The organism is Asaia sp. W19 (assembly GCF_003994335.1).
Classification (GTDB): domain Bacteria; phylum Pseudomonadota; class Alphaproteobacteria; order Acetobacterales; family Acetobacteraceae; genus Asaia.
This window is the reverse complement of record NZ_PNQZ01000065.1, coordinates 1-22,653: the sequence shown is the minus strand read 5'-3', so window position 1 is coordinate 22,653 and position 22,653 is coordinate 1. Positions and strand designations below refer to the sequence as shown.

General features: G+C 61.8%; 18 protein-coding genes and 1 riboswitch. Of the genes, 7 read left to right on the top strand and 11 right to left on the bottom strand.

All coding sequences use genetic code 11. From position 1 onward, the window contains the following. Nucleotides 1–126: 126 nt before the first annotated feature. From C0V97_RS18825 to C0V97_RS13370, 5 genes are all read right to left on the bottom strand, one after another. Nucleotides 127–405, bottom strand: coding sequence for a fatty acid desaturase (locus C0V97_RS18825; protein ID WP_127103083.1), 279 nt, complete (start codon nucleotides 403–405; stop codon nucleotides 127–129). Then, a complete protein-coding gene (locus C0V97_RS18820; protein ID WP_127103082.1) occupies nucleotides 378–1,181 on the bottom strand; it encodes a fatty acid desaturase in 804 nt (267 codons plus the stop codon). Before C0V97_RS18820 ends, C0V97_RS18825 begins: the two co-directional genes overlap by 28 nt. Nucleotides 1,182–1,471: 290 nt before the next feature. Next, nucleotides 1,472–2,731: a D-amino acid dehydrogenase gene (locus C0V97_RS13380; RefSeq protein ID WP_127103081.1), complete on the bottom strand. Its 1,260-nt coding sequence runs from the start codon at nucleotides 2,729–2,731 to the stop codon at nucleotides 1,472–1,474. Further along, on the bottom strand, nucleotides 2,728–3,876 hold the full coding sequence (gene alr, locus C0V97_RS13375; RefSeq protein ID WP_127103123.1) for an alanine racemase: 1,149 nt from the start codon (nucleotides 3,874–3,876) through the stop codon (nucleotides 2,728–2,730). The genes C0V97_RS13380 and alr overlap by 4 nt, the downstream gene beginning before the upstream one ends. 59 nt (nucleotides 3,877–3,935) lie before the next feature. Then, complete coding sequence (locus tag C0V97_RS13370) at nucleotides 3,936–4,958, bottom strand: NAD(P)/FAD-dependent oxidoreductase (RefSeq protein WP_127103080.1); 1,023 nt, start codon at nucleotides 4,956–4,958, stop codon at nucleotides 3,936–3,938. Between the two features lie 142 nt (nucleotides 4,959–5,100). After that, a riboswitch (SAM-I-IV-variant riboswitch) is annotated at nucleotides 5,101–5,212 on the top strand. 59 nt (nucleotides 5,213–5,271) lie between these two features. Between C0V97_RS13370 and C0V97_RS13365 the strand changes: the two genes are divergently transcribed. From C0V97_RS13365 to addA, 5 genes are all read left to right on the top strand, one after another. After that, entirely contained in the window at nucleotides 5,272–6,297 is a 1,026-nt protein-coding gene (locus tag C0V97_RS13365) for a low specificity L-threonine aldolase (protein ID WP_127103079.1), read from the top strand. Further along, complete coding sequence (locus C0V97_RS13360) at nucleotides 6,294–6,947, top strand: trimeric intracellular cation channel family protein (protein ID WP_233582167.1); 654 nt, start codon at nucleotides 6,294–6,296, stop codon at nucleotides 6,945–6,947. The genes C0V97_RS13365 and C0V97_RS13360 overlap by 4 nt, the downstream gene beginning before the upstream one ends. Before the next feature lie 1,027 nt (nucleotides 6,948–7,974). Then, entirely contained in the window at nucleotides 7,975–8,409 is a 435-nt protein-coding gene (gene tsaE, locus C0V97_RS13355; protein ID WP_127103078.1) for a tRNA (adenosine(37)-N6)-threonylcarbamoyltransferase complex ATPase subunit type 1 TsaE, read from the top strand. Continuing rightward, entirely contained in the window at nucleotides 8,406–11,387 is a 2,982-nt protein-coding gene (gene addB / locus C0V97_RS13350) for a double-strand break repair protein AddB (protein ID WP_127103077.1), read from the top strand. Before tsaE ends, addB begins: the two co-directional genes overlap by 4 nt. Further along, nucleotides 11,384–14,899, top strand: a complete 3,516-nt coding sequence (gene addA, locus C0V97_RS13345) for a double-strand break repair helicase AddA (RefSeq protein WP_127103076.1) — start codon at nucleotides 11,384–11,386, stop codon at nucleotides 14,897–14,899. Before addB ends, addA begins: the two co-directional genes overlap by 4 nt. A gap of 201 nt (nucleotides 14,900–15,100) precedes the next feature. Here the strand turns inward: addA and C0V97_RS13340 are convergent, their stop codons facing one another. Continuing rightward, a complete protein-coding gene (locus C0V97_RS13340; RefSeq protein WP_127103075.1) occupies nucleotides 15,101–15,394 on the bottom strand; it encodes a hypothetical protein in 294 nt (97 codons plus the stop codon). Next, nucleotides 15,391–16,362 (bottom strand): VOC family protein, encoded by a 972-nt coding sequence (locus C0V97_RS13335; RefSeq protein ID WP_127103074.1) that lies wholly within the window; start codon nucleotides 16,360–16,362, stop codon nucleotides 15,391–15,393. Before C0V97_RS13335 ends, C0V97_RS13340 begins: the two co-directional genes overlap by 4 nt. A gap of 470 nt (nucleotides 16,363–16,832) precedes the next feature. On the opposite strand from C0V97_RS13335, the gene trxA reads away from it, so the two are divergent. Continuing rightward, nucleotides 16,833–17,159 carry a thioredoxin TrxA gene (trxA, locus tag C0V97_RS13330; RefSeq protein WP_031240847.1) on the top strand — a complete coding sequence of 109 codons (327 nt, stop codon included), beginning with the start codon at nucleotides 16,833–16,835 and terminating at the stop codon, nucleotides 17,157–17,159. 99 nt (nucleotides 17,160–17,258) lie between these two features. Here the strand turns inward: trxA and hpnK are convergent, their stop codons facing one another. The 4 genes from hpnK to C0V97_RS13310 all read right to left on the bottom strand — a co-directional run bounded on the left by hpnK (nucleotide 17,259) and on the right by C0V97_RS13310 (nucleotide 21,626). Next, a complete protein-coding gene (hpnK, locus tag C0V97_RS13325; RefSeq protein ID WP_127103073.1) occupies nucleotides 17,259–18,116 on the bottom strand; it encodes a hopanoid biosynthesis-associated protein HpnK in 858 nt (285 codons plus the stop codon). 23 nt (nucleotides 18,117–18,139) lie between these two features. Next, nucleotides 18,140–19,564: a hopanoid biosynthesis associated radical SAM protein HpnJ gene (gene hpnJ, locus C0V97_RS13320; RefSeq protein WP_127103072.1), complete on the bottom strand. Its 1,425-nt coding sequence runs from the start codon at nucleotides 19,562–19,564 to the stop codon at nucleotides 18,140–18,142. Nucleotides 19,565–19,673: 109 nt separating this feature from the next. Continuing rightward, nucleotides 19,674–20,885 carry a bacteriohopanetetrol glucosamine biosynthesis glycosyltransferase HpnI gene (gene hpnI, locus C0V97_RS13315; protein ID WP_127103071.1) on the bottom strand — a complete coding sequence of 404 codons (1,212 nt, stop codon included), beginning with the start codon at nucleotides 20,883–20,885 and terminating at the stop codon, nucleotides 19,674–19,676. 54 nt (nucleotides 20,886–20,939) lie between these two features. After that, nucleotides 20,940–21,626, bottom strand: coding sequence for an ABC transporter substrate-binding protein (locus C0V97_RS13310; RefSeq protein WP_127102673.1), 687 nt, complete (start codon nucleotides 21,624–21,626; stop codon nucleotides 20,940–20,942). A 497-nt stretch (nucleotides 21,627–22,123) separates the two neighbouring features. On the opposite strand from C0V97_RS13310, the gene hpnH reads away from it, so the two are divergent. Continuing rightward, nucleotides 22,124–22,653: adenosyl-hopene transferase HpnH (hpnH, locus tag C0V97_RS13305; RefSeq protein ID WP_127103070.1), on the top strand; the 530-nt coding region annotated here is incomplete at its 3' end.

Sequence of the window (22,653 nt, the reverse complement as noted above, 5' to 3'; positions counted from 1 at the left end):
TGCAGGGCGATAGCGCTGATCGACGCCGCGCGTTCCATAGGGCTTCGCCAAGAACCGACCAGCCCGAGGGAGAAAAAGCCTTGGTTGCTCAGGCCGTGGTCGCGCCGGACGACCTGTCTGTTGGACTCAGATCAGAGTGGGGACAATGATCGTTTTGCGTGGTCGTGCGCGATTGACCGTCGCGAAGGGCACCATCTCGCCTTTCGAGTCGTCCCAGAGTGTGTGGCGGAACAGTTCACGCGCTGCTTCGCGCAATCCGATGATTTTGACGTCATTGAAAATGCGGTGCGCATCATGGCAGGCCGCTAGTCGATAGTTCGGAATGCCTGGGGCAGCATGATGAATGTGATGCAACCCGATGCTGCCTGAAAACCAGTTCAGCCAGGCAGGCGCAGAAACGAACATCCGGTGAGAGCCGCCTCGAACGCATTCCAATTCTCGGAACGCTCCCAGTGTACCCCCTCAAATTTGTGTTGCACCAGAAAGAGGGCAACGCCGATGACCGCAGCCGGATAGACGACACCGAATGCGAGCAACACGGTTGTCGCCACGCCAAAATGGTAGGCAAGACCGCCATAGAGAAGCAGCAGACAGAGATTTGTGACGTGAACGCCCCAGCTGCGAGGTGCATCGAAGGTAATACGATAGACTATGAAAAATATAATGGGAGGTATAATAAAAATGGAGATAATCGGATTTTTGAATATTCTGTATACTATGCGTTCGACAGGTGACATTTTGTAATATTCATATACTGTAGTACAGTCAGAATAGATATCCGATATTCTTCTTCGGCTATCGATATCATTCCAATCCCCATGGTGTATCGCATGGTGTCGACGCCAGTGGTCGTAGGGTGTCAATGTGAAAAGCGAACAGAGACGCCCGACGTGGTGGTTGACCACGGCCGAACGGAAGAGTGAGCCATGCCCGCAATCATGCTGGAGCGTGAAGGTCCGAATCGCGAGGCCGCTCGCTATGGGAAGCAGCAGCAACACGGCGTAGATATGGTGAGAGATGCCCATGAAAAGAGCTGCATAGCAGGCAAGCAGGCTACCGATGGTGGTCACGGCCTGGAAGATGCTCGTGGCGTGATGGGGCGGCTGATAGGTTTTGACAGAGCGGATATCTGACATACGGTCATTGACCGCATTTATCCTGGGCGAGGAAAGGTGCGGCATCGTCTCTCGGGAACGTTCAGAGTTATCGGCTTACTGCGTCTTGTGCAATGATCTTGCTTAAAATGAGCGTCGCGGCTCAGGCACACCAATGGCGTATTGAGGCCTAGCCAGGGGGCGTTTCCAAAATCGGGGAGAGGGGCGCGACACAATCTGCGTGACGGCGACGTCAGAAACCTGCGATGCGCTCGAGTCCGTATTCTTGAAAGACTCCCACAAGCTGCTTTCCGGGTTTGGCGTGACGGCGCAGATGCTTCGCTCTGCGCCGTCACGGGGTGGAGCCCCTTAACTCATCAGGACGTGTAGCGGTCCAGTGACAGATCCAGTGAGGGAATGTCGGTGCGCTTGCCGCTGATGCGGTCGGCGAGGATACGACCCGAGCCGCAGGCCATGGTCCAGCCCAGCGTGCCATGGCCCGTGTTCAGCCACAGATTGCTGTAACGTCCCGACGGGCCGATGACGGGTGTGCCATCCGGCGTGCAGGGGCGCAGCCCGGTCCAGTAGCGGGCGCGGCTCAGATCGGCACCACCGAACATGTCGTTGAAGGAGAGTTCGAGCGTCTCGCGACGGTCCTGGCTCAGCTTCAGGCGCCAGCCGGTCAGTTCTGCCGTACCACCAATGCGGATGCGATCGCCAAGACGGGTCATGGCCACCTTGTAGGTCTCGTCATTGACCGTGGAGGTCGGGACGCGGCTCTCATCGGTGATCGGCGCGGTGAGCGAGTAGCCCTTGACCGGATAGACCGGCAGATCGAGTTCGATCGGCTTGAGCAGACGGGGCGAGTAGCTGCCCAGAGCCAGCACATAGGCATCGGCGGTCAGGCGACCGGCACTGGTGCGAATGCCGTAAATGGCGTCGCTTGCGGCTTCGATCGCCTCGATCTCGGTGCGGAAGCGGAAGCTCACGCCCTTCTCCGCCGCCATGGCGGCGAGGCGCTGCGTGAAGAGATAGGCATCGCCCGATTCATCGCCCGGCAGGCGGAGACCGCCCTTGAGAATCTGGCGCGCCCCGGTGAGACCCGGTTCGTATTTCAGTACCTCTTCGGTGCCGAGCAGTTCATGGGCCACGCCGCTCTCGGAAAGCAGGCGCATATCCTCATGGGCGTGCTCCACCTGCTTGTCCGTGCGGAAAAGCTGGATCAGGCCCTTCTGCCCGTCATCATAGGTGATGCCCGTGCTGCGGCGCAGTTCTGCCTGGCAATCGCGGCTGTATTCCGCAATGCGCAGCATGCGGCTTTTGTTGATGTCATAGGCATGATGCGTGCAGTTGCTCAGAAGCTGCATCATGAAGCGCAGCATGGGCGTGTTCACGGCGGCAGCCCGCACCACCAGCGGTGCGTGCTTCTCGAACATCCAGCGCGCCGCCTTGAGAGGAAGTCCCGGCATGGCCCAGGGTGTGGAATAGCCCGGTGAAACCTGACCGGCATTGGCGAAGGAGGTTTCGAGCCCGACACCGGGCTGGCGGTCGATGACCTCGACCTCATGGCCCTGCTCGGCAAGATACCAGGCTGTGGTGACGCCGATCACACCGGCGCCCATGACGATGATCTTCATGAGGAACTCTCGATATATTCACGATGGAAGCGCGTGCCGAGTCCGGTCAGCAGCTCATAACCGATCGTATCCAGTGCCGCGGCCAGATCGTCCAGCGGACGATGGGGGCCGATCAGCTCGAAGCCGGTGCCGGGGGGCAGGGGTCTGTCTCCCAGCGCGGTCAGATCCAGCGCCATGCAGTCCATCGAGATCCGCCCTACGACAGGAAGCGCGATATCGGGACTGTCGGGCAGGACGGCACTGGCAAGACCGCCAGCGCGCCTGTGGAACCCGTCAGCATAGCCAACGGAAAGGGTTGCGATGCGCGTGGGCGCTTCGGCCACGAAGCGCGCGCTATAGCCCACCGCCACACCGGGCGGGATCCAGCGATCCTGCACCATACCGGCAAGAAGCGTCACGACAGCACGCATCGGGTTGGGGCGGTCGGGGGTTGGGTTGCCGCCATAAAGCGCATAGCCTGGGCGTACCAGATCGAAATGATAGGCCTCGCCAAGGAAGATGCCGCTCGACGCAGCAAGGCTGGCGGGAAGGGAAGATGGAAGCTTGCGTCGCAGCGCCTCAAAGCGCAGGCGTTGGCCTTCATTGCGCGGTGAGGATGCATCGTCAGCGCAGGCCAGATGACTCATGACATGGCTGACATCGAGACCGGCCAGAAGGTTGTCAGCCACGGCGACATCGATATCGGCTTCGGAAAGTCCGAAGCGCGACATGCCGCTATCGAGCTGCACGAGGCAAGAGGTGGGTCCGGGTTCAGCCAGGCAGAGCGCCGCCCAGCGCCGCAACTGATCGAGGCTGTTGAGCACCGGCGTCAGATTCTGCGCTCTGATCAGCGCCTCACTGCCCGGTGTCGGCCCATTGAGAACGCACAGGGCGGCATCCTGAGGCAGAAGAGGGCGCAGGCTCAGCCCCTCCTCGACCGTCGCGACGAAAAACCGCCGGCATCCGGCACGGTACAGGGCGGGGGCTACCCGTTCGACCCCGAGTCCATAGGCATCAGCCTTGACGGCCGCTCCCACAGCGACATTCGGCCCTGCGAGTGATTTCAGCAGGGTATAATTATGCTTCAGCGCGTCGAGGTCGATGCGTAGCCACCCGCCTGCGCGCTGTCTGGCCTCGTATTCCGCCGTATCTGGCAGGCTTGTCATCAGGGTCTCAAATCTTCCGATCATTTCGAGATCATACTAAACTGACACCCCATTCCGGCTCAAGAGCCCGAGGGTACGCCCTTGCTGGTGGAGTATTCAAAATGAAGCGCCTGATCGGGATTCACGATCGGGTGAATGGCATGGGCCGCCATCGCGCCTTCGCTGAAACCCTGCAGGATCAGTTTGAGCTTGCCGGGGTAGGTGGCCACGTCCCCAATGGCGAAAACGCCGGGCAGGCTGGTTTCCATGCTCGAAGGGGTAACGGGAATGGTGCTGCGTATCGTATCGATGTTCCAGGTCGCTATCGGCCCCAGATCGGTGGAGAGCCCGTAGAAGGGGAGGAGCGTATCGGCCTCGATACAGCGTACCTGACCCTCGAGATCGATCACGTCCACCGCTGCAAGCGCGCCGTTTTCGCCCTGAAGCGCATGAAGCTGGTAGGGCACGACCTTCTCGATGCGGCCATCGGCCACACGCGCCTCGATCTGGGCGAGGGTTTCCGGCGCGCCACGGAAGCGATCGCGCCGGTGCAGCAGATAGATCTTCTCCGCAATGTCGGACAGGGAGAGCGCCCAGTCGAGTGCGGAATCGCCGCCGCCCGCTACCACGATACGCTTGCCTGTAAAATCGGCGCGCTTGCGAACGTAATACTGCACGGCGCCGCTTGTTTCATAAGCGTCCAGCCCGTCGAGCGGGGGGCGATTCGGTCCAAATGCCCCTGCACCAGCCGCGATGATCACAGCGCGCGCTGTCACCACATTACCTTTATCGGTGGAGAGGGTGAAAGCGCCACGATTTCCTTCGAGTTTCTCGACACGCTGGCCCAGAAGACGCGGCACATCGAAGGGCGCGATCTGGGCATCGAGTGCGGCAATCAGCGCGCCACCCTCGATGGAGGGATGGGCGGGAATGTCGTAGATTGGCTTTTCGGGATAGAGCGCCGCACATTGGCCTCCGATCTCGGTCAAAGCGTCGATCAGCACACAGGAAAGCTTGAGCATGCTGCACTCGAACGCGGCAAAAAGCGCGGTCGGCCCTGCACCGATAATGGCCACATCGATGTCGAGAGGGGTCTGGCCCATGTCAGCTGTCATCCGTTTCTGTTCAGTCGTGCTTAGCAATGAGGGCGATAGAAACCACATTCCGTCAAGCGATGCACCCCCTTGCGCCAGAGCCGATGGACACAAGCGCATTGCGCGGCCTGTCAGGCTTTGATACCAAAGGCGCCAGCATCAAGAGCCGGTATCGTTTCTCCGGCGCCAACCTGCTCCCGGGCAAGGTGGTATCTCCGCTCACCCGGAGAGATGTGGCCGCTCCGGCAATCTCGGGACATGCCACACCCTGCCTTGTCTGAAGCCCGTTCCGATCCCGGTAGCGATCAAGGACCCTGCGCCCGTGGCCCAGCAATTCGCCAGTGACAATTATGCCGGTATCTGTCCCGAGGTGTGGGACATCATGCGTCAGGCCAATACGGGATCGGTGCCCGCTTATGGCGAGGATGAATGGACCAGCCGTGCCGCAGACAGCTTTCGCACGCTGTTCGAGACGCATTGCGAGGTATTTTTCGCCTTCAACGGCACTGCGGCCAATTCTCTGGCTTTGGCTGCGCTATGTCAGTCCTATAACAGCGTGATCTGCTCGTCCTTCGCCCATGTCGAAACCGATGAATGCGGCGCACCCGAGTTTTTCTCCAACGGGTCCAAGCTCCTGGTGGCGCGCACAGACCACGCCAAGCTCTTTCCAGACGATATCAGAGCGCTGGCGACCTGCCGAAGCGATATCCACTACCCCAAGCCCAAGGTGGTAACGATCACCCAGCCTACGGAAACGGGCGAGGTCTATTCCCTGGACGAGATACGCGCCCTTGCGCAGACATGCCGGGAACATGGGCTGCGCCTGCATATGGATGGCGCGCGTTTCGCCAATGCCTGCGCCACGCTGGGCTGCACCCCGGCGGAAATGACATGGAAAGCGGGTGTTGATGTGCTGTGTTTTGGAGGCACCAAGAACGGCATGGGCGTGGGGGAGGCGATCCTGTTTTTCGACTCCGCCCTCGCGGAGGGTTTCGATTATCGCTGCAAGCAGGCAGGGCAGCTCGCCTCAAAGATGCGTTTCATCTCGGCTCCCTGGATCGGACTCCTTGAAAGCGGTGCCTGGCTGCGCAATGGTGCCCATGGCAATGACTGCGCCCGCGCTTTGGCCGCGCGCGTCGGGGCGCTCCCTGGGCTGTCCCTCATGTTCCCGGTGCAGGCTAATGCCGTATTTCTCAAGGCGCCGGAACGCGTGCTCGAGGGGCTGCGCGAAAAGGGCTGGCGCTTCTACACCTTCATCGGCGGGGGCGCGCGCTTCATGTTCGCCTGGGACGCCGATCCCGCACGCGTGGCGCAGCTTGCCGCCGATATCGAGGCGCTCGCTGCGTGAGCCCTGCCACACTCGCCTCCGTCCATGCGCTTTCGGCCTCGACCCTGTCGGACCTCGATATGGCGGGCACCGCCGTCTTTGCCATATCGGGCGCCCTGGTGGCGGCCAGGGCGCGACAGAACATCGTGACCTTCGCCTTTTTCGCAGCCATGACAGGGGTAGGCGGCGGTACGCTGCGTGACCTGTTGATCGGCGCACCGGTCTTCTGGATGCACGCAACGGCGCCATTGGCCGTTTGTCTGGGTATCGCTTTTCTGGTGTGGTGCACGCCGCATCGCCTGTGGCCCGAGCGCGCCATCGACTGGTTCGATGGCCTCGGCCTGGCCTCCTACGCGGTGTACGGCGCCGCGAAGGCGTTGGCTTATGGTATCCCTTGGCTGCCTGCAGCCATCATGGGGGTTGTCACGGCGTGCATGGGCGGCATCATTCGCGACGTGCTGGCCGAACTGCCCTCTATCGTGATCCGCCCCGAACTCTACGTCACGGCTGCCGCTCTCGCCTCGGGGCTTTATGTCGGGCTGCACGAACTGGATATGCCTCCCATTCTGGCCGGGACCATGGCCGTTGTGATGGGGTTCGGGCTCCGGGGCTATGCAATCCTGCACAAGGTCGATCTTCCCGCTTATCGGGGCTATGGTAGTATAAAGTGAGGTTTCGACAGAGGCTCCTTTAATGCCCCGCGACAGAATGGTCCGCATAAGAAGTCCTGCTCCGGGGTTGGCCCGAGGTTGCCCCCGTCCAAAAGCGCCGCGGATCAGGTCTACCACGTCACTTTGGGTCGCGAATATCGTCACCCTATCGCGTGTGGAAAGATGAGGGGATGGTGCAAAGCGAATGTCGTTACGCCCTTGCTACACGGTCTCCCCATGTACGTTGACCAGAGAAATCGTATTGCTCCAAGCTCAGCGGATCCTTCACGCATCAAGCAGCAGACATCATCCCAGTGTATTATTCTTGACTAGATGAAGAGGTATGGTCTGCGTTCAAGAGGCTCGCAAGGCATGGCGGAAAAGCATGCGCCGCGGATCGTTTCGACATAGAAGACCTTGTCCGTGAAGTTGCTGGGAATCTGGGTTTGTCATGGTGGTTTTTGCAGCGTGCGCTATTCAATTGGGAGGAAACGCGCCCGAAAGTATGGTGATCTCGCAAATATTCTACCGATGCGCATAATTCCGGTCGTTCGGTCTTATATTGAAAACAACATGTCTGAACGCAGCTATTCTTATCTTTGCTTTGGTATTACCAATGAATACCTGATTATTTATTTATTGTAGTCTTCTTTCTTGGGCGGATACCCCTTTGCTCGATGACGCAACGCCACAGCGATCAGCTGTGAGCATAACCCGGATTGTCGGGTCCGCCGAAGTTATAGCGCCTGAGTAGTCAATAAGTGAGACGGCGAAAATGATCGAAATAATTTCCCGAATACAAATAAGTATGCCAAGCGCAATCAGGTAGGAGCGGGTCGGTATTCTTCCGGCGCTCAAGCGGCAATGATCTGACCCAAAACCCCGCCGGCGACGCACGCATCCATTTCGATTCCGTCGACAAGAAGAGGAATGAACAAGGCGACAACATCCTTCCCGGGAACCCTCACAGTCCATGGGGCCTGTCTCGTTGCGCAGGCGCATCTGCTTTACCCTACCCATCCCCTTGGTGCGGTTCTAGACTACGCCCATGAGCGAACTCGATCTTCCCGACCAGTCTGCCACCGAAACTCTTGCCATCCGTGTCGCAGAGTTGTCGAAGCCTGGAGATGTGATCGCGCTGCATGGTGAAATGGGCATGGGCAAGAGCGTGTTTGCTCGGGCCTTTCTGCGGGCCTTGGCTAACGATCCGACGCTGGAGGTACCCAGTCCGACGTTCTCTCTCGTTCAGCTCTATGACACATCAAAGGGAGCGGTTGCGCATTTCGATCTCTGGCGTCTGGATGGGCCCGACGGCCTTTTCGAGCTGGGCTGGGATGAGGTGCAGGAGGGCATCATGCTCGTGGAGTGGCCAGAGCGGGCGGGGGATGAACTCCCGGCTCACGCGCTCCACCTCACGCTCACCCAAGGGGCGGAGGAAGCCTGTCGTACGGCGCAGATCGAGGGGTGGAGTGACCGCCTGTGACCCTCGTGACCATTCCGGCAGATCGCTCCTTTCTCGATGATGTGGCGCGTCGCTGGCTTGCAGGACCGGCGCAGGACGGCGCGGAAAATGCGCTTATTCTGGTCCCGAGTCGACGGGCCGCGCGCAATCTCACTGAGGCGTTTCTGCGCTGTCTCGATGGGCGGGCCGCGCTTTTGCCCCGTATCGTGCCTGTCAGCGACGTGAATGAGGACGACCTCGCTTTGGCCGGTGCCGATGCACTCTCCTTTCCGCCTGCTGTTGATCCCTTGCGCCGCCTGTCGGTTCTGGCGGCTCTGGTCCTGCAGGCAAAGGGGGTGTTCAGCGCGGATCTGACGCTTGAGCAGGCCTGGCCGCTTGCCTCGGCGCTGGCAGAGCTGATGGATGACGCCGAGCGTGTCGCGGTCGATCTGCGCGAGCGCCTGCCCGATGCAGCTGAGCCGCGCTTTGCGGATCACTGGCACAAGACGCTGCAATTCCTCCATATCGTCACAGAGGCCTGGCCTGAATGGCTGCGCGAGACGGGGCTGATGAACCCGGTGGCCCGGCAGGTGGCCGTCCTGCAGGCGCAGGCGGCACGCTGGCGTGATGCCCCGCCTCAGGGACCGCTCTGGGCTGTCGGCTTCACCGATGGCATGTTTGCCGTCTGCGCCATTCTGCGGGCGGTGCTGGACGCGCCTCAGGGCTGCGTGATCCTGCCTGGTGTCGATCTCGATTTGCCGGACTCACTTTGGGCCCATTTGCCCGAAAGCCACCCTCAATCCGGATTTCGACGACTTCTCAATGACTTGGATGTTTCCCGTGAAACCATGGCTGTCTGGTCAGACGGCGTTGATCCTCAGGATGAGCCTGCCCGTCAGGTCCTGAGTGCGCGGATCGGCCTTACCAGCCTGTTCATGCGCCCCATGGAGGGACTCTCCGCCTGGGGGGAGAGCCGGGAGGGTCTCCCGCTTGCCGGAATCACGCGCGTCGAGGCGGATGACCAGCAGCAGGAGGCCGCTGCCCTGGCCATGATCCTGCGCGAAGCAGTCGACAGGCCGGGACGTACGGCGTCACTGGTCACGCCAGACCGCGCTCTGGCCAGACGTGTCGCGACCGAATTGCTGCGTTTCGGCATTGTGGCTGATGACAGCGCGGGGGAGGCCCTGGCCCTGACGCCCGCCGCCATTCTGCTGCGTCTGATAGCGGAGGCCGCCTCGGCCGATCTCGCTCCCGTGGCGTTGCTGGCCATGCTGAAGCATCCGCTCGTGGCGCTCGGCACCACGCCGGGTAATTGCCGCGCCACGGCGCGCCGGCTGGAGCGGCTCGTTCTGCGTGGGCCAGCCCCGCCGCCGGGCATTGCCGGGTTGCGCCGTGCGCTGCACGAGCAGGACCAAAGCGGCGCCGAAACAGCCGACAGCCCCGATCAGGCAGAACCGCTTGGGCCGTTTCTCGATCGTCTGTCCGAAGCGCTTTCTCCACTGCTTGGCAAGGCTGCCCATCCTTTGCCGGATCTTCTGGCGGCGTTGGTACGCGCGGCCGAGGCTCTGACCACCACACAGGATCAGCCGGGGGATGAGAGGCTTTGGCTCGGTGCAGAGGGCCATGCCCTTTCACGCCATATCGCCAGCCTGATGACGCATGGTGCCGTGCTCCCACCGCAAACCTTGTCAGGTATGCCCGCTTTCCTGCTGGCTTCGATGGCGGGGCAGATGGTGTTCGGGCAGCGCGTGTTGCAGGGGCGCGACGGCGAGGCCCTGCATCCGCGTGTCTCTATCCTTGGCGTCCTCGAGGCGCGCCTGCAATTTGCCGATCTGGTCATTCTGGGCGGGCTGAACGAGGGGATCTGGCCGCCCGCCACCGATCCCGGCCCCTGGCTCAGCCGCCCCATGCGCACACGGGCCGGATTGCCCTCGCCTGAGCGTCTGATCGGCACGGCAGCGCATGATTTTACCACGGCTTTTCTGTCGGGTCGTGAGATCGTGCTCTCCAGCGCCTCGCGTCGTGACGGCGCCCCTGCCGTGCCGGCGCGGTGGCTGGTGCGTCTCGAGGCCCTGCTGGAAGGACGCGGTCAGTCTTTGCCATCCCATCCGGCCCTGATCTGGCAGGCACGTATGGATCAGCCGCTTGGCCCGGCGTGCCCCGTACCGCCGCCGGAGCCGCGCCCCCCTGTTGCCAGTCGGCCCAGGCGCCTGTCGGTCACGGAAATCGATACCTGGCTGCGCGATCCCTACGCTATCTATGCCCGCCATGTGCTCAGGCTGAAGGCCCTTCCGGCTCTGGAAGAAGCCGCCGACCGTTCGGATATCGGCGTGGTGGTGCATGAAGGGCTCGAACGCTGGCTGACCGATGGCCAGAAAGGAGGCCGGGCGCTACACAAGGCCCTGCTGGACGCGCTGGCAAAGCGCGACCTGCGCCCGGCCCTTGCAGCGTGGTGGCGCCCGCGCGTGCTGCGTATTGCCGACTGGGTTTGCGAGCGCGAGGCCATGCGTGAAGCCCCGCGCCTGCTCAAGACCGAGCAGATGGGCATGATGACCCTGACACCCCCCTATGCGCCGTTTCGTCTCAGCGCGCGTGCGGACCGTATCGAGATCGGTCAGGATGGGCGCGCGACGATTATCGACTACAAGACCGGCAGCCTGCCCAAGCTGGGCGATGTCGAGGCCGGATGGAGTTCGCAACTCGTGCTTGAGGCTGCCATGCTGCGTCTTGGCGGGTTCGCCGATCTGCCTTCCGCCGAGACGGCCTCGCTGCTTTACTGGCGTCTGACCGGCGACCGCAACCGGGGGGAGGAACTTTCCGTACCGGGCAAGGCAGAGGCGCTGGACACCCTGGTCGAGAGCGCGCTCGATCGGCTGCGACGCCGCGTCGAGGCGTTCGATGATCCGCAAACCGCCTATCGCTCGCACCCGCATCCCGATTATGTGCCGCGTTACAGCGACTACGCCCATCTGGCGCGTGTGTCGGAGTGGAGCGCCGCACGTGAGGAGGGTGGAGAATGAGCCCGAGCTCTACATCTTCATCCCAGGTCATCGCTTCGGCCAACGATATCCAGCGTCTGGCCTCCGACCCCCTGGCTTCCGTGTTCGTCTCGGCCTCGGCTGGAAGCGGCAAGACCAAGCTGCTGATCGATCGTCTGTTGCGCCTCATGCTGCCGGCTCTGGTGTCTGACCCGCAGACAGGCGCGCCGGTGCTCGTGCCGGGTTCGGATCCCGCGCGCATTCAGTGTCTGACCTTCACCCGTGCGGCAGCGGCTGAAATGGCCAATCGCCTTCAGTCGCGTCTCGGGCGCTGGGTTTCCTTGCCCGATGATGCACTCGACCGGGAGCTTCATGCGCTCAGCGTGCCTGTTTCGGCTGAGACGCGGCAGGCGGCGCGCGCGCTGTTCGTGCGCGTGCTTGATCTGCCGGGTGGCATGAAGATCGGCACGATCCACGCCTTCTGCCAGTCGCTCCTGCGGCGCTTTCCGCTGGAAGCCGCAATCAATCCGCATTTCACCCTCATGGAAGAGACGGATTCAGGCCTCGCTTTGGCCAATGCCATCGAGCACACGCTGTCCCGCGCAATGGGGGACCCGACCATGGAGGCGCGTCTCAGCCTTCTGGCAGGACAGGTGGGGCTGGAAGAGTATCTCGAACGCATCAGGGGCTTGCAGGGACGTGTGTCCAGATTGCGCCAGAGCTTCGCACGCTGGCAGATCGAGCCGGGTGCGATCGAACGCGCCTATCGTCGGGCTTTTGGCGCAGGGGAGCAGAGCCTCGATGGCCTTGAAAGCCAGCGTACTGCGCCACCCGAGGAAGAGGCCCTGCGGCGCTGTGCTCAGGAAGCGCTGCCCCTAGGCACTCCTACCATGCAGGTTCTGCTGAGCCGGATGCTCGATGCCCTGTCTCGTTCGCCTCATGATCGCAACGCCGAGGACTGGCAGGCCATTTTCGTGACTGGCACCGGCACGCCGCGCGCGGCCAGGGGATTCGTGCCCGCAGCCATCAACCGGGATCGTCCTCATATCATGGAGGTCTTCACCCGGGAGGCCGAGCGCCTGATCGCGCTGGGTCGCAGCATTGCGGCAGAGCGTCTGGTGGCGCTGAACCTTGCGCTCTTCGCGCTCGCCTCGCCCACCCTGGCCCATTACGCGCAGGACAAGCTTCAGCGGGGGCTTGTCGATTACGATGACCTGATTGCAAGCACGCGCGATCTGCTGCGCGACCCTGGGGCGTCCTGGGTGCTCTACAAACTCGATGGCGGTCTGGATCATCTGTTGCTGGACGAGGTACAGGACACGTCTTTCGCCCAGTGGGAGATTGCCACCGCGCTGGTCGAGGAATTCTTCGTAGGCGAGAGCGCGCGCGAAATGGAGGGGCGGCCCCGCACGGTCTTTGCTGTGGGTGACTTCAAGCAATCCATTTACGCTTTCCAGGGCGCTGATCCCGAAGGCCTGTTCCGGGCGCGCGAGCGTTTCGAGGCCATGGTTCAGGGGGCAGGGCTGGAATGGCGCATCCCCGAGATCGGCGTGTCCTTTCGCTCGGTCGCGCCCGTTCTCGATCTGGTGGATTCGGTTTTCGCCAACCCTTTGGCGGCCGAGGGGCTGCGTGAGCCCGGGCGCGACATTCTGCCGCCTCATCGCTCGGCGCGTCCCGGACAGGGCGGACGCGTTGAACTATGGCCGCTCGTGCCCAAGGACGAGAAAGACGGGATCGATGATCCCTGGGCCGCACCGGAGGGCAATGCGGGCCAGAGCCGGGCTCCCCAGAAACTGGCCGATCATCTGGCGCAATGGATTGCAGGCCAGATCGGCAAGTCCCCCCAGCCGGGTCAGGCACCGCTGCGCGCGGGGGAGATTCTGGTCCTGGTACCAAGGCGCTCTGCTTTCCTCAGGGCGCTGATCCGCGCGCTCAAGGGGCAGGGAGTCGAGGTCGCCACGCTGGTAGGAGTGGGACTGACTGACTCGCTCGCCGTTCAGGATATGATGGCGTTGTGCCATGCATTGCTTCTGCCACAGGACAGCCTGACCCTGGCCACGGCCCTGACCTCGCCTTTTGGTGGGGTTAGCGATTCCTCGCTCATGGATCTTGCCATGGGGCGCGGTGATGTGCCGCTCTGGACCGTGCTGCGGAAGCGTCATCGTGAGCGGCCAGACTGGCAGAGCGCCTGGAAGCGCCTTTCCGCACTCCAGACCCGCATCGATTTCGCAACGCCCTATCAGATCCTTGCCGATGCGCTCGGCCGCCATGAAGGGCGCGCCCGCGCGCTCGCCCGCCTCGGGCCGGAAGCGGCAGAGCCTCTCGATGACCTGCTCTCTGCGGCATTGCGTTTCGAGGGGCTTCATGCGCCCTCCATGCAGGGCTTCCTGCATTGGCTCGCTTCGAGCAGCCTGACGGTCAAGCGTGAGGCCGAGGCCGAGATCGACGCCGTGCGGATCATGACGGTGCACGGCTCCAAGGGGTTGCAGGCGCGTCTGGTGGTGCTGCCCGATATGACAGGGGAGGTTCAAGGCGAGAGAAAGCTGCTCTGGACCCGTCAGAATGGTCTTGATCTGCCCGTCTGGATGCCGGGCCGGGAATTGCCTTCCGATCTGGGCGACCGTCTGAAAGAAGCGGAAAAAGCGGCGGCGCAGGCCGAGCGTAACCGCCTGCTCTACGTCGCGCTCACAAGGGCCAGTGACTGGCTTGTAATATGCGGCTGGGAACCCCGAAAGAAGCAGAGCGACACCTCATGGTACACGCTCTGCCGGGACGGGTTCGACCGTCTCGGGGCTGCACCGCAGTCTTTCGAGGGCGGGTGGGAGGGAGAGGCCCTCGTGATCGAAGCCGAGCCCGAGCATCAAACCGCACTTCCTGCCAGGCATCATGAACCTGCTCTGATAGCGCTCCCCGGATTTCTGGGCAGTGCACCGGACTGGCGTGTAATCCCCGCGCCACAGGAGGCTGCCCTCACACGACCTCTGGCGCCCAGCCGACCGGATGAAGCGCGTTTTGGCGAGGCGCCCCCTGCGCTTTCTCCGCTTGTTCTGGCGGCAGGGCATGAGAGCAGACGCGCGCGGGCCATCAACCGGGGCACACTCGTGCACAGGCTCCTGCAATGGCTGCCGGACAGAAACCCTGAGGAATGGGACGTGCTGGCCGAAAACTGGCTTGCCCAGCCGGCCCATGGTCTCCCGGCAGAGGACCGCACGCAGCTTCTGACCCAGATACGCGCCATCCTGACTCATGAGAATCTGGCTCCGCTTTTTGCGCCCGGCAGTCTTGCGGAGCAGCCGGTGACGGGCATTGCGCAAGGCCAGGTTGTGCTGGGACAGGTCGACCGCCTCTGTGTGACGCCTCGCCAGGTGATGCTCTGTGATTACAAGACAGGCCAGAAGCCTCCGCGACCGGGCCAGGCCGTACCCGCTGCTTATCGTCGCCAGATGAATGCTTATGGCGCTGTGCTCTCACAGCTCTATCCTGATCATGAGATCGTGCTGGTTCTGGTCTGGACGGAAGGGCCAACGCTCAGCTTTGTCCCGTTCGAACCCTGATCTGCCGCAGCCCGGCGCCGGGGGGCATGTCCCGGTGGGGATGCTCTCCCACCCTATGCCTCGACGGCCTCGGAGCCAAGCAGCCCCTGTCCGATCCGCGCAGCCTGCGCCTGTCAGAAGCTGACCATGACAGGCTGAGACGTGGCCCATACGGGAGCAAACGTTCCAGGCAGGAGTAGGACGGCACCCAGTCTGAGGAAATCAGTGATGGTGGCCGCCGCCATTGCGGTCGAAATGCCCCCTGTCATGATCTCCATGATCCTGACGCGGCCGGTCATAACGGTTGCGATAGCCGGGTCCACCCCAGCCACGTCCGGCGTAATGCGGGCCAACGGAATAGCCCCCGTTCCAGCCCTGACGCCCCCACCCGCCGGGATAGCCGTAATAGCCCCCTCCGTAATAATCGTCATGGCCGTAACAGCCGGACAAGCCAAGCCCGCAGAGGCCGAGCAGCGCGAAGAGCGCAGCGGATTTGCCGCAAGAAGCCTTTCTCATTGCGCCGGTCCCATCTCAAGCATGTCTCTCTGGGCTTCGATCAAACCGAATACAGCGCCGGTCGGGTCGGCGATCACGGATATCAGGGCTCCATCGCGATCGACATGGGTTGGAACGATGACCTGTCCACCGAGAGAAACCGCCCGTGTCGCGGTGGTGGCACTGTTGCGCACCTGCACGAATTGTATCCAGCGCGCCTTATCTCTGGGCATCACGTCAGGGGGAAGGGTGTTCACACTTGCCCGTTCCTGTCCTTGTGAGGACAGGATGTAATGCGCGCCGCTATCGGCCTCAGGAGCAGCCGTGACCTGGTAATTGAACAGCATCTGATAGTACCCGGCGGCGGTGCTGGGTGAGGGGGTAAGGAGCGTGGCCCAGGAGAAACTATCCAGCATGGGCGCAGTGGAGAGATCCTCCGGATCGCCAGACTGGGCGCTCAGCGCGGCATATATTCCCTGCTGGGGGTCGGAAACAATCACTGCCTGACCCAGCCCGTCCCATTTGCGCGGGCCAAACAGAACGTGCCCTCCATAGCGCTTCGTCACCCGTGCCACCGTTGCCGTATCGGAAGTTGAGATGAAAGGAAGCCAGAAGGGAACATCCTGCTTCGGGTTATCCAGCGGGTGCGCCACCATCGTCCCGATGGCCCGGCCAGCCTGCATGATCTCGACCCGAGGATGTTTACCCCCGTTCACAGGGCGAAAACTCCAGCCGAAAAGCGGACCGTAAAAATTCTCGGCCTTGGTCAGATCGGGCGTTACCAGCATGGAAAAGACGATCTTGCCGGGGAGCAGACGTTGTGTTGCCGGGGTGACAAGCGGATCAAACGCGCTCATCGGGACACGCTGCGTGTTGCTGCTCGACGGTGCGGCGGCAGTCAAGGGTACTGGTACGTAATCAGGGGCGTCGGGCGATGGGGGAAGCGGCGCCAGGGTGGGCTGTGCCTGTGCGGTCGCGATAAGAGCCACCAGGCTCACGCCACCCAGAACCCGGAGGCAGAGGGCTCGCGCAGAGTGCGCAGGGTGAATGGACCGCATCGACAAAAGCGCTTCTCCAACTGGCTGGCCCGGGCGACGCCTTCAGGCGCCTCCCGAAGAGAATGCTTCCCCGACAGAGGGAAGCTGACCATGAAACGTCGCGCGCTCCCCCGTGTTTCTCAGGAGCGGGCGATTTCGCTGTCACGTGCGCGCGATGCCGCTTCGGCTCTTGGGGGGAAACACGCGTCACAGGGGCCGATCGCGGTTTTTCGATCTGCCAGGACAAGGAGTCGGGGCTGCTGAACGCGGTGCCTTGAAGGGAGGTTCTGAAGTCTGGAGCCTCTCGGCACGCGACGTGGTGGAACCGACAGGCGCTCTTCCCTCTTGAACGCCGAGAAGGAACTGCTGATATGTGATGCTGAGACGGACCTGAGCGGTCTGCATTGGAAAGGGAGAACAGGATGAGCGAAAATACCGTAGCTGTCAGCGATAGCGGCTTTGATAAGGATGTGCTGCAGGCCGAAGGCCCGGTACTGGTTGATTTCTGGGCCGAATGGTGCGGCCCCTGCAAGATGATCGCGCCGGCGCTCGATGAGATTGGTGGCGAGTACAAGGGCCGTCTCACGGTGGCCAAGATCAATATCGACGAGAATCCTGAAGCCCCGACGCGTTTTGGTGTGCGCAGCATTCCGACGCTTATGGTGTTTAAGAATGGTGAGGTCGTCGCCCAGAAGACCGGTGCGCTTCCCAAGAGTGCGCTCAAGGCCTGGGTGGATTCCGCTCTCTGAGAGTGTCTGACGTGAAGCCCGCGTGGCGGGCTTCACGTTTTTCCCGATGCGCCTTGAGCCGTATCGGGAGGAAGCTCGCGTGCATGATTTTTCGGGAGATCAGGGTGTGGCGACAGGCCTGCCCGACCAGTCGCAAAGCGTGACAGCGCTTTTGCGCACAGCCTCCCTGACTTCCGGGCTCACCAAGGCATCAAATTCGCCACGCTGGTCGTAATAGGGCATGAGGCGTTTGAGCAGCGCGTTCTGTTCCAGAGCTGGATGGAAATACATCTCAGACAGACCCTCGGGCAGGTGCGGGACCAGACCTGCCACACGTCCCGGGCGCATCTGGCCGCTCCAGGCCAATCCGAAACAGGAATCATTGGTTGTCATGCCCGCTCGGGCGATCTGATGACGCAATATCCCGCACCAGCGGCGCATGGCCGAGGCCCCGAGCGAGTCCAGATGGATCTCGGCAGCGTTGAGTGGCCCGGCAGGCTCGCTGGGTGTACGCACATGGCGCAGCCCGTAATGCCCCCCGGTTTCGATCAGTAGGCGCCCGATTGTCGGGTGCAGATGCATGTGCTTGTGCGCATTGGCGTGATCGAGCGACAGGCCCGAGGCAAGAAAAGCTCGAAACTGGGCCTCGATCTCACGTGCCAGCGCGCGCCTCGCGGCGGGGCGGAAGAAATAGGACACGCCCAGACCGAGCTGGCTAGTGCCGAACCGGTCATCAGGCGTGGCGATGGCCGGTATGGTCGCGCCAGGGAGGGCCGTATCGCCCTCGATCACGACCAGATGCAGCCCGACCCGCAGATTAGGCAGACGCTTGGCCCGACGAACGGCGTCCAGGCTTGCGGGTCCGGCTACCATAAGGCTGGCCGTCGAGAGCAACCCATCACGATGGGCAATCTCGATGGCCTCATTGACCTCTTCGCTCAGGCCGAAATCATCGGCCGAGATGATCAAACGACGCATGGGAACAGACGACGCCTGAGTGATCAGGCCGCGTTGCGGCCCTTGAGGAACTGGAAGAATTCCACACCTTCGCGCAGACGACGCTTCATCATCTGCGGGCTGCGAACCATCTCGTTGACGATCGAGGCGATCTTCGGCGCGCGGAAGTAGAACTTGCGATAGAATTCCTCAACCGAGTTGAAGATCTCGGTATGAGACAGATGCGGGTAGTGCAGCGGGGCAATCTGCACGCCGTTCTCGTCGATCAGCTCGGCTTCAGCTTCATTGAACCAGCCATTCTCGGTAGCCTGCTTGTGCAGCGCCGTGCCGGGATAGGGAGCTGCCAGCGAAACCTGCAGCGTGTGCGGGTTGATTTCACGGGCGAACTGGATGGTTTCCTGAATGGTCTCCTTCGTCTCGCCGGGCAGGCCGACGATGAAGGTGCCATGGATCTTGATGCCCAGCTTGTGGCAGTTCTTGGTGAACTCGCGTGCCGTCTCGACGCGCATGCCCTTCTTGATGTTGTGCAGGATTTGCTGGTTGCCGCTCTCATAGCCGACCAGAAGCAGGCGCAGCCCGTTTTCCTTCATGATCTTGAGCGTTTCATAGGGCACGTTCGCCTTGGCGTTGCATGACCAGGTGACACCCAGCTTGCCCATTTCACGCGCGATGGCTTCCGCACGGGGCAGGTCGTCGGTGAAGGTGTCGTCATCGAACATGAACTCCTTCACCTGCGGGAAATACTGCTTGGCAAGACGGATTTCGGCAGCCACGTGCTCGGGGCTGCGCGTGCGGTAGCGATGGCCCCCCACGGTCTGCGGCCACAGGCAGAAGGTGCAGCGCGATTTGCAGCCGCGACCGGTATAGATCGAGATATACGGGTGCATCAGATACCCGATGAAGTAATCCTCGATCTTGAGGTCGCGCTTGTAGACTTCGGTCACGAAGGGGAGGGAGTCCATGTCCTCGATCATGGCGCGGTCACGATTGGCGATGATCTCGCCATCCTTGTTGCGCCAGGTGATGCCGTCCACGTCCTTCAGATCGCGGCCTTCGGCAATTTCCTTGATCGTGAAATCGAACTCGTTGCGCGCCACGAAGTCGATCGGGCTGCCCTTGGCCATCGATTCGTCAGGCTGCACCGCCACCTTAGCGCCAACCATGCCGATCATCAGCTTGGGATTGGCGTCCTTGAGCATCTGCGCAACGCGTACGTCAGAGGCGAAAGACGGTGTGGAGGTGTGCATCACCACGAGGTCGCGATTCATCACGTCCTTCAGGATCGGCTCCATGCCAATGCCAGCCGGCGGGGCATCGATCAGGCGTGAGCCTTCGACCATGGCGGCAGGCTGTGCCAGCCAGGTCGGGAACCAGAAGGAGCGGATTTCGCGCTTGGCCTGGTAACGCGACCCGGCGCCGCCATCGAAACCGTCGAATGAAGGGGGCTGAAGAAAGAGCGTGCGCATCATGACAATGAAGGTCCTCGCAAAAACCACCGGATCTCAAGATCCGCAAAGGTGAAAGGGTCAGGTATTCCTGACGAATGCCCCAGCATATGAGGCTGAAACGGTAAAAAGTCTAATCCCCGGGTTCGACCGGCTGTATTGGCGGTGTAATCGACGCCGCTCGCCTGATATGGAGGGTCTGACCACGCCAGGCCACGCGCTTGCCGCGCGCGCTGCCCACCATGATGGCGGCAGACAGCCATTCGCGCAGCGGAAACAGGGCATAGAGGGCAGGGGATAGGCGCCCCACGTTTCGGTCGATCGCCATGGCTGCGAGGCTGCGAACCGCCCAGACGCCAAGGAAAAACCACAGAGCACCGCGTGCGGGCCAGAAACAGGCCAGGACAACGCTCGACCAGAAAAGGGGAAGTTGAATGGCCGAGAGACCGTAACCGACCGGCTCTACATTCTTGACCGTACGCCCCCAACGCAATTCGTGCTCGATCATGTGGCCCGCCGAGGGTTCGGCAACGGTTGTCCAGGTCATGCATGGGGCGAGGGCGATCTCCTGCCCATGGGCCCGCACAAGCTGGCCCAGAATGGCGTCATCGGCCACGTGATCGGCCAGAGCCGCCAGACCGCCCACCCGTTCCAGCAGCCTGCGCGTCAGGGCCATGGTGGCACCAAGGCAGTCCTGACGCCCCAGCAGACGGGACATCATCACGCCAGGCATGAAATTATGATTGATCTGCGAGGCGGCGAACTCACGCACCAACGCTTTGCTTGCAGGAAGTCCAGCATAGAGCGTCGTCACGAGGCCGACGCCAGGACGTGCGAGCGTTGTTGCAATGTCGCGCAGATAGCCGCGCTGCACATGAATATCGGAGTCGGAAATCACGAGGACATCGTGCTTCGCCCTCGGATACATATTGATCAGATTGGCGACCTTGCGGTTCGTTCCGTGCGCGGTATCGTCAATCACGAGGCTGATATCGCGCTCGGGATAGTCCTGCATCAGACGCTGCACGATGGCGATGGCTGGGTCGCTCTTGCGCTGAACGCCGAAGACGAGCTGGAAACGCGGGTAGTCCTGCTCGCAGAAGCTGCGCAAAGCCTGTTCGAGCATCGGCTCGTCGCCATGCAGGGGCTTGAGCACCGTCACCGGGGGGAGAATCTGGGTTGTGTTCTCCCCGATGCGCGTGGGTTGGCGCGCATCGGGGAGAACTGCGCTCTTTTCCTGGCGCCGGAACGCAGTAATCAGCCCCGCGCCTATTGCCGACTGAGCGCATCCACACAACGCGATCCCCGCAGAGGCATAACCTAGCCAGTTCAAAACGAGAGTCACGCGCCCCCTCTCCCCTTTTCCAGGTGTTTTATTGCAGGGGGCCGACAGTGCATCTTAATTATTCATAAACTTTGCGGTTTTGCGGTTGAGCAGGGTCACGAGGGCATCCGCGCCGCCGCGGGCCAGCGTCGAGCTGAAATCAGCGCGCTGGGCGGCAACCTGGCTGATGTGACCATTGAGCAGAATGTCGACGATGCGATATCCGCCGCCAGAAGGCATCATCACATAATTGATAGCGGTCGCAGAATCCGACCCGTCACCGATCGATGTGCTCACAATGGTGCTGCCTCCCGTGGGGGCGGGACGCGTGGTCGGGCTGACCGTGAACTGCGCCGTACCACCCTGCTTGAAGCTCGAGACATAGCGGGCAATGGTGAACTGTCGGAAAGCGGTAAGCAGCTTCGTCTGCTCATCTGCAGACAGCGTCGTGTAACGCATGCCGATGGAGTTATGGAGCACGGTCGACAGATCGAAAATCCGATCGATCACCGGAGCCATGATCTGGGCGCGGGCTTCAGGTGTGCCGCTGGACGGGGACTGAATCTGCTTCAGGGCCGTATAAAGGTCGTTGATGGGCGCCACGGCCGGCGATTGGGCCTCGGACTGGGCCAGGGCGGGAGCAGGCATGAACACGAAGGAAGACGCGACGGGTGCCGAAATCAGGGCCAAGAGCCCGAGCGCGGCACGGCTCAGGCGCCGTGCAGGAATCGCGTCGGGCGTGGTGATGGGAAATCGTGTCATGCTGCGTCCTCAAATCTGTCCCGGTAAACGGTGCCGACAGGTGTCCGGATCCGTAGTCGGAAGCTGGGGTGGCTCGTGTTTTAAACAAGACATCCGCTCATCAATCACTGTCGCATATGTCCGACATAACGTCGAAAAGTGCAATCTTCCCACCGTGTTGCAATAACGAGGGGAGCGAATGCGCGAATCACGATGTGGGGTGCAACAGATTTCGGCTTAAAAATTGGTTAGTTATTGCCTTTACATGTCGCCAAAATGACACAGATCGCGCAATGAAACGTCATCGATGTTGAGGTGGGCAACCTGCAGGGTGTATAGGCAGCGTTTTACCATCCCGTTCGTATCCTTTTCAGTCTTGCGCGCCGGTCCCGATTTCGGTGATGTCTTGCGAAATCATACGACCTGCGGGTCTCACGTTTGACGTCGACGCGCTATTTCCGCCGGGCCTTTTCTGGTCCCGTGCGTGCACGTCGATTGGTGTAGGAGCATAGAGATACATGGCCGTTCCATTGATGCAGGCCGTCCGTGTCGGACGCTATGTGGTCAAGCAGCATCTTCTGGGTCGCAAGCGCTATCCGCTCGTTCTGATGCTCGAACCCCTGTTCCGCTGCAACCTCGCCTGTGCGGGCTGCGGCAAGATCGATTACCCGGCCCAGATCCTGAACCAGCGCCTCAGCCTGCAGGAATGCCTGGATGCCGATGCTGAAGCAGACGCCCCCGTCATCGCCATCGCTGGCGGCGAGCCTCTCCTCCACAAGGAGATGCCCGAGATCGTCAAGGGTCTGACGGCGCGCAAGAAGTATGTCTATCTCTGCACGAACGGTCTTCTGCTCGAGAAGAAGCTCGATGATTACGAGCCCAACCCGTTCTTCTCCTGGGATATTCATCTCGACGGCGACAAGGCGATGCATGATTCGTCCGTCTGCCAGGAAGGCGTGTATGAGCGCGCAGTGTCGGCCATTCGAGCCGCCAAGGAGCGCGGTTTCCGMGTGTCCATCAACTGCACGCTGTTCGACGGCGCGCAGCC

Coding starts and splice junctions, on each gene's coding strand:
- C0V97_RS18825 (WP_127103083.1), bottom strand. CDS start 405: ATGTTCGTTTCTGCGCCTGCCTGGCTGAACTGGTTTTCAGGCAGCATC.
- C0V97_RS18820 (WP_127103082.1), bottom strand. CDS start 1,181: ATGCCGCACCTTTCCTCGCCCAGGATAAATGCGGTCAATGACCGTATG.
- C0V97_RS13380 (WP_127103081.1), bottom strand. CDS start 2,731: ATGAAGATCATCGTCATGGGCGCCGGTGTGATCGGCGTCACCACAGCC.
- alr (WP_127103123.1), bottom strand. CDS start 3,876: ATGACAAGCCTGCCAGATACGGCGGAATACGAGGCCAGACAGCGCGCA.
- C0V97_RS13370 (WP_127103080.1), bottom strand. CDS start 4,958: ATGGGCCAGACCCCTCTCGACATCGATGTGGCCATTATCGGTGCAGGG.
- tsaE (WP_127103078.1), top strand. CDS start 7,975: ATGAGCGAACTCGATCTTCCCGACCAGTCTGCCACCGAAACTCTTGCC.
- addA (WP_127103076.1), top strand. CDS start 11,384: ATGAGCCCGAGCTCTACATCTTCATCCCAGGTCATCGCTTCGGCCAAC.
- C0V97_RS13340 (WP_127103075.1), bottom strand. CDS start 15,394: ATGAGAAAGGCTTCTTGCGGCAAATCCGCTGCGCTCTTCGCGCTGCTC.
- trxA (WP_031240847.1), top strand. CDS start 16,833: ATGAGCGAAAATACCGTAGCTGTCAGCGATAGCGGCTTTGATAAGGAT.
- hpnK (WP_127103073.1), bottom strand. CDS start 18,116: ATGCGTCGTTTGATCATCTCGGCCGATGATTTCGGCCTGAGCGAAGAG.
- hpnJ (WP_127103072.1), bottom strand. CDS start 19,564: ATGATGCGCACGCTCTTTCTTCAGCCCCCTTCATTCGACGGTTTCGAT.
- C0V97_RS13310 (WP_127102673.1), bottom strand. CDS start 21,626: ATGACACGATTTCCCATCACCACGCCCGACGCGATTCCTGCACGGCGC.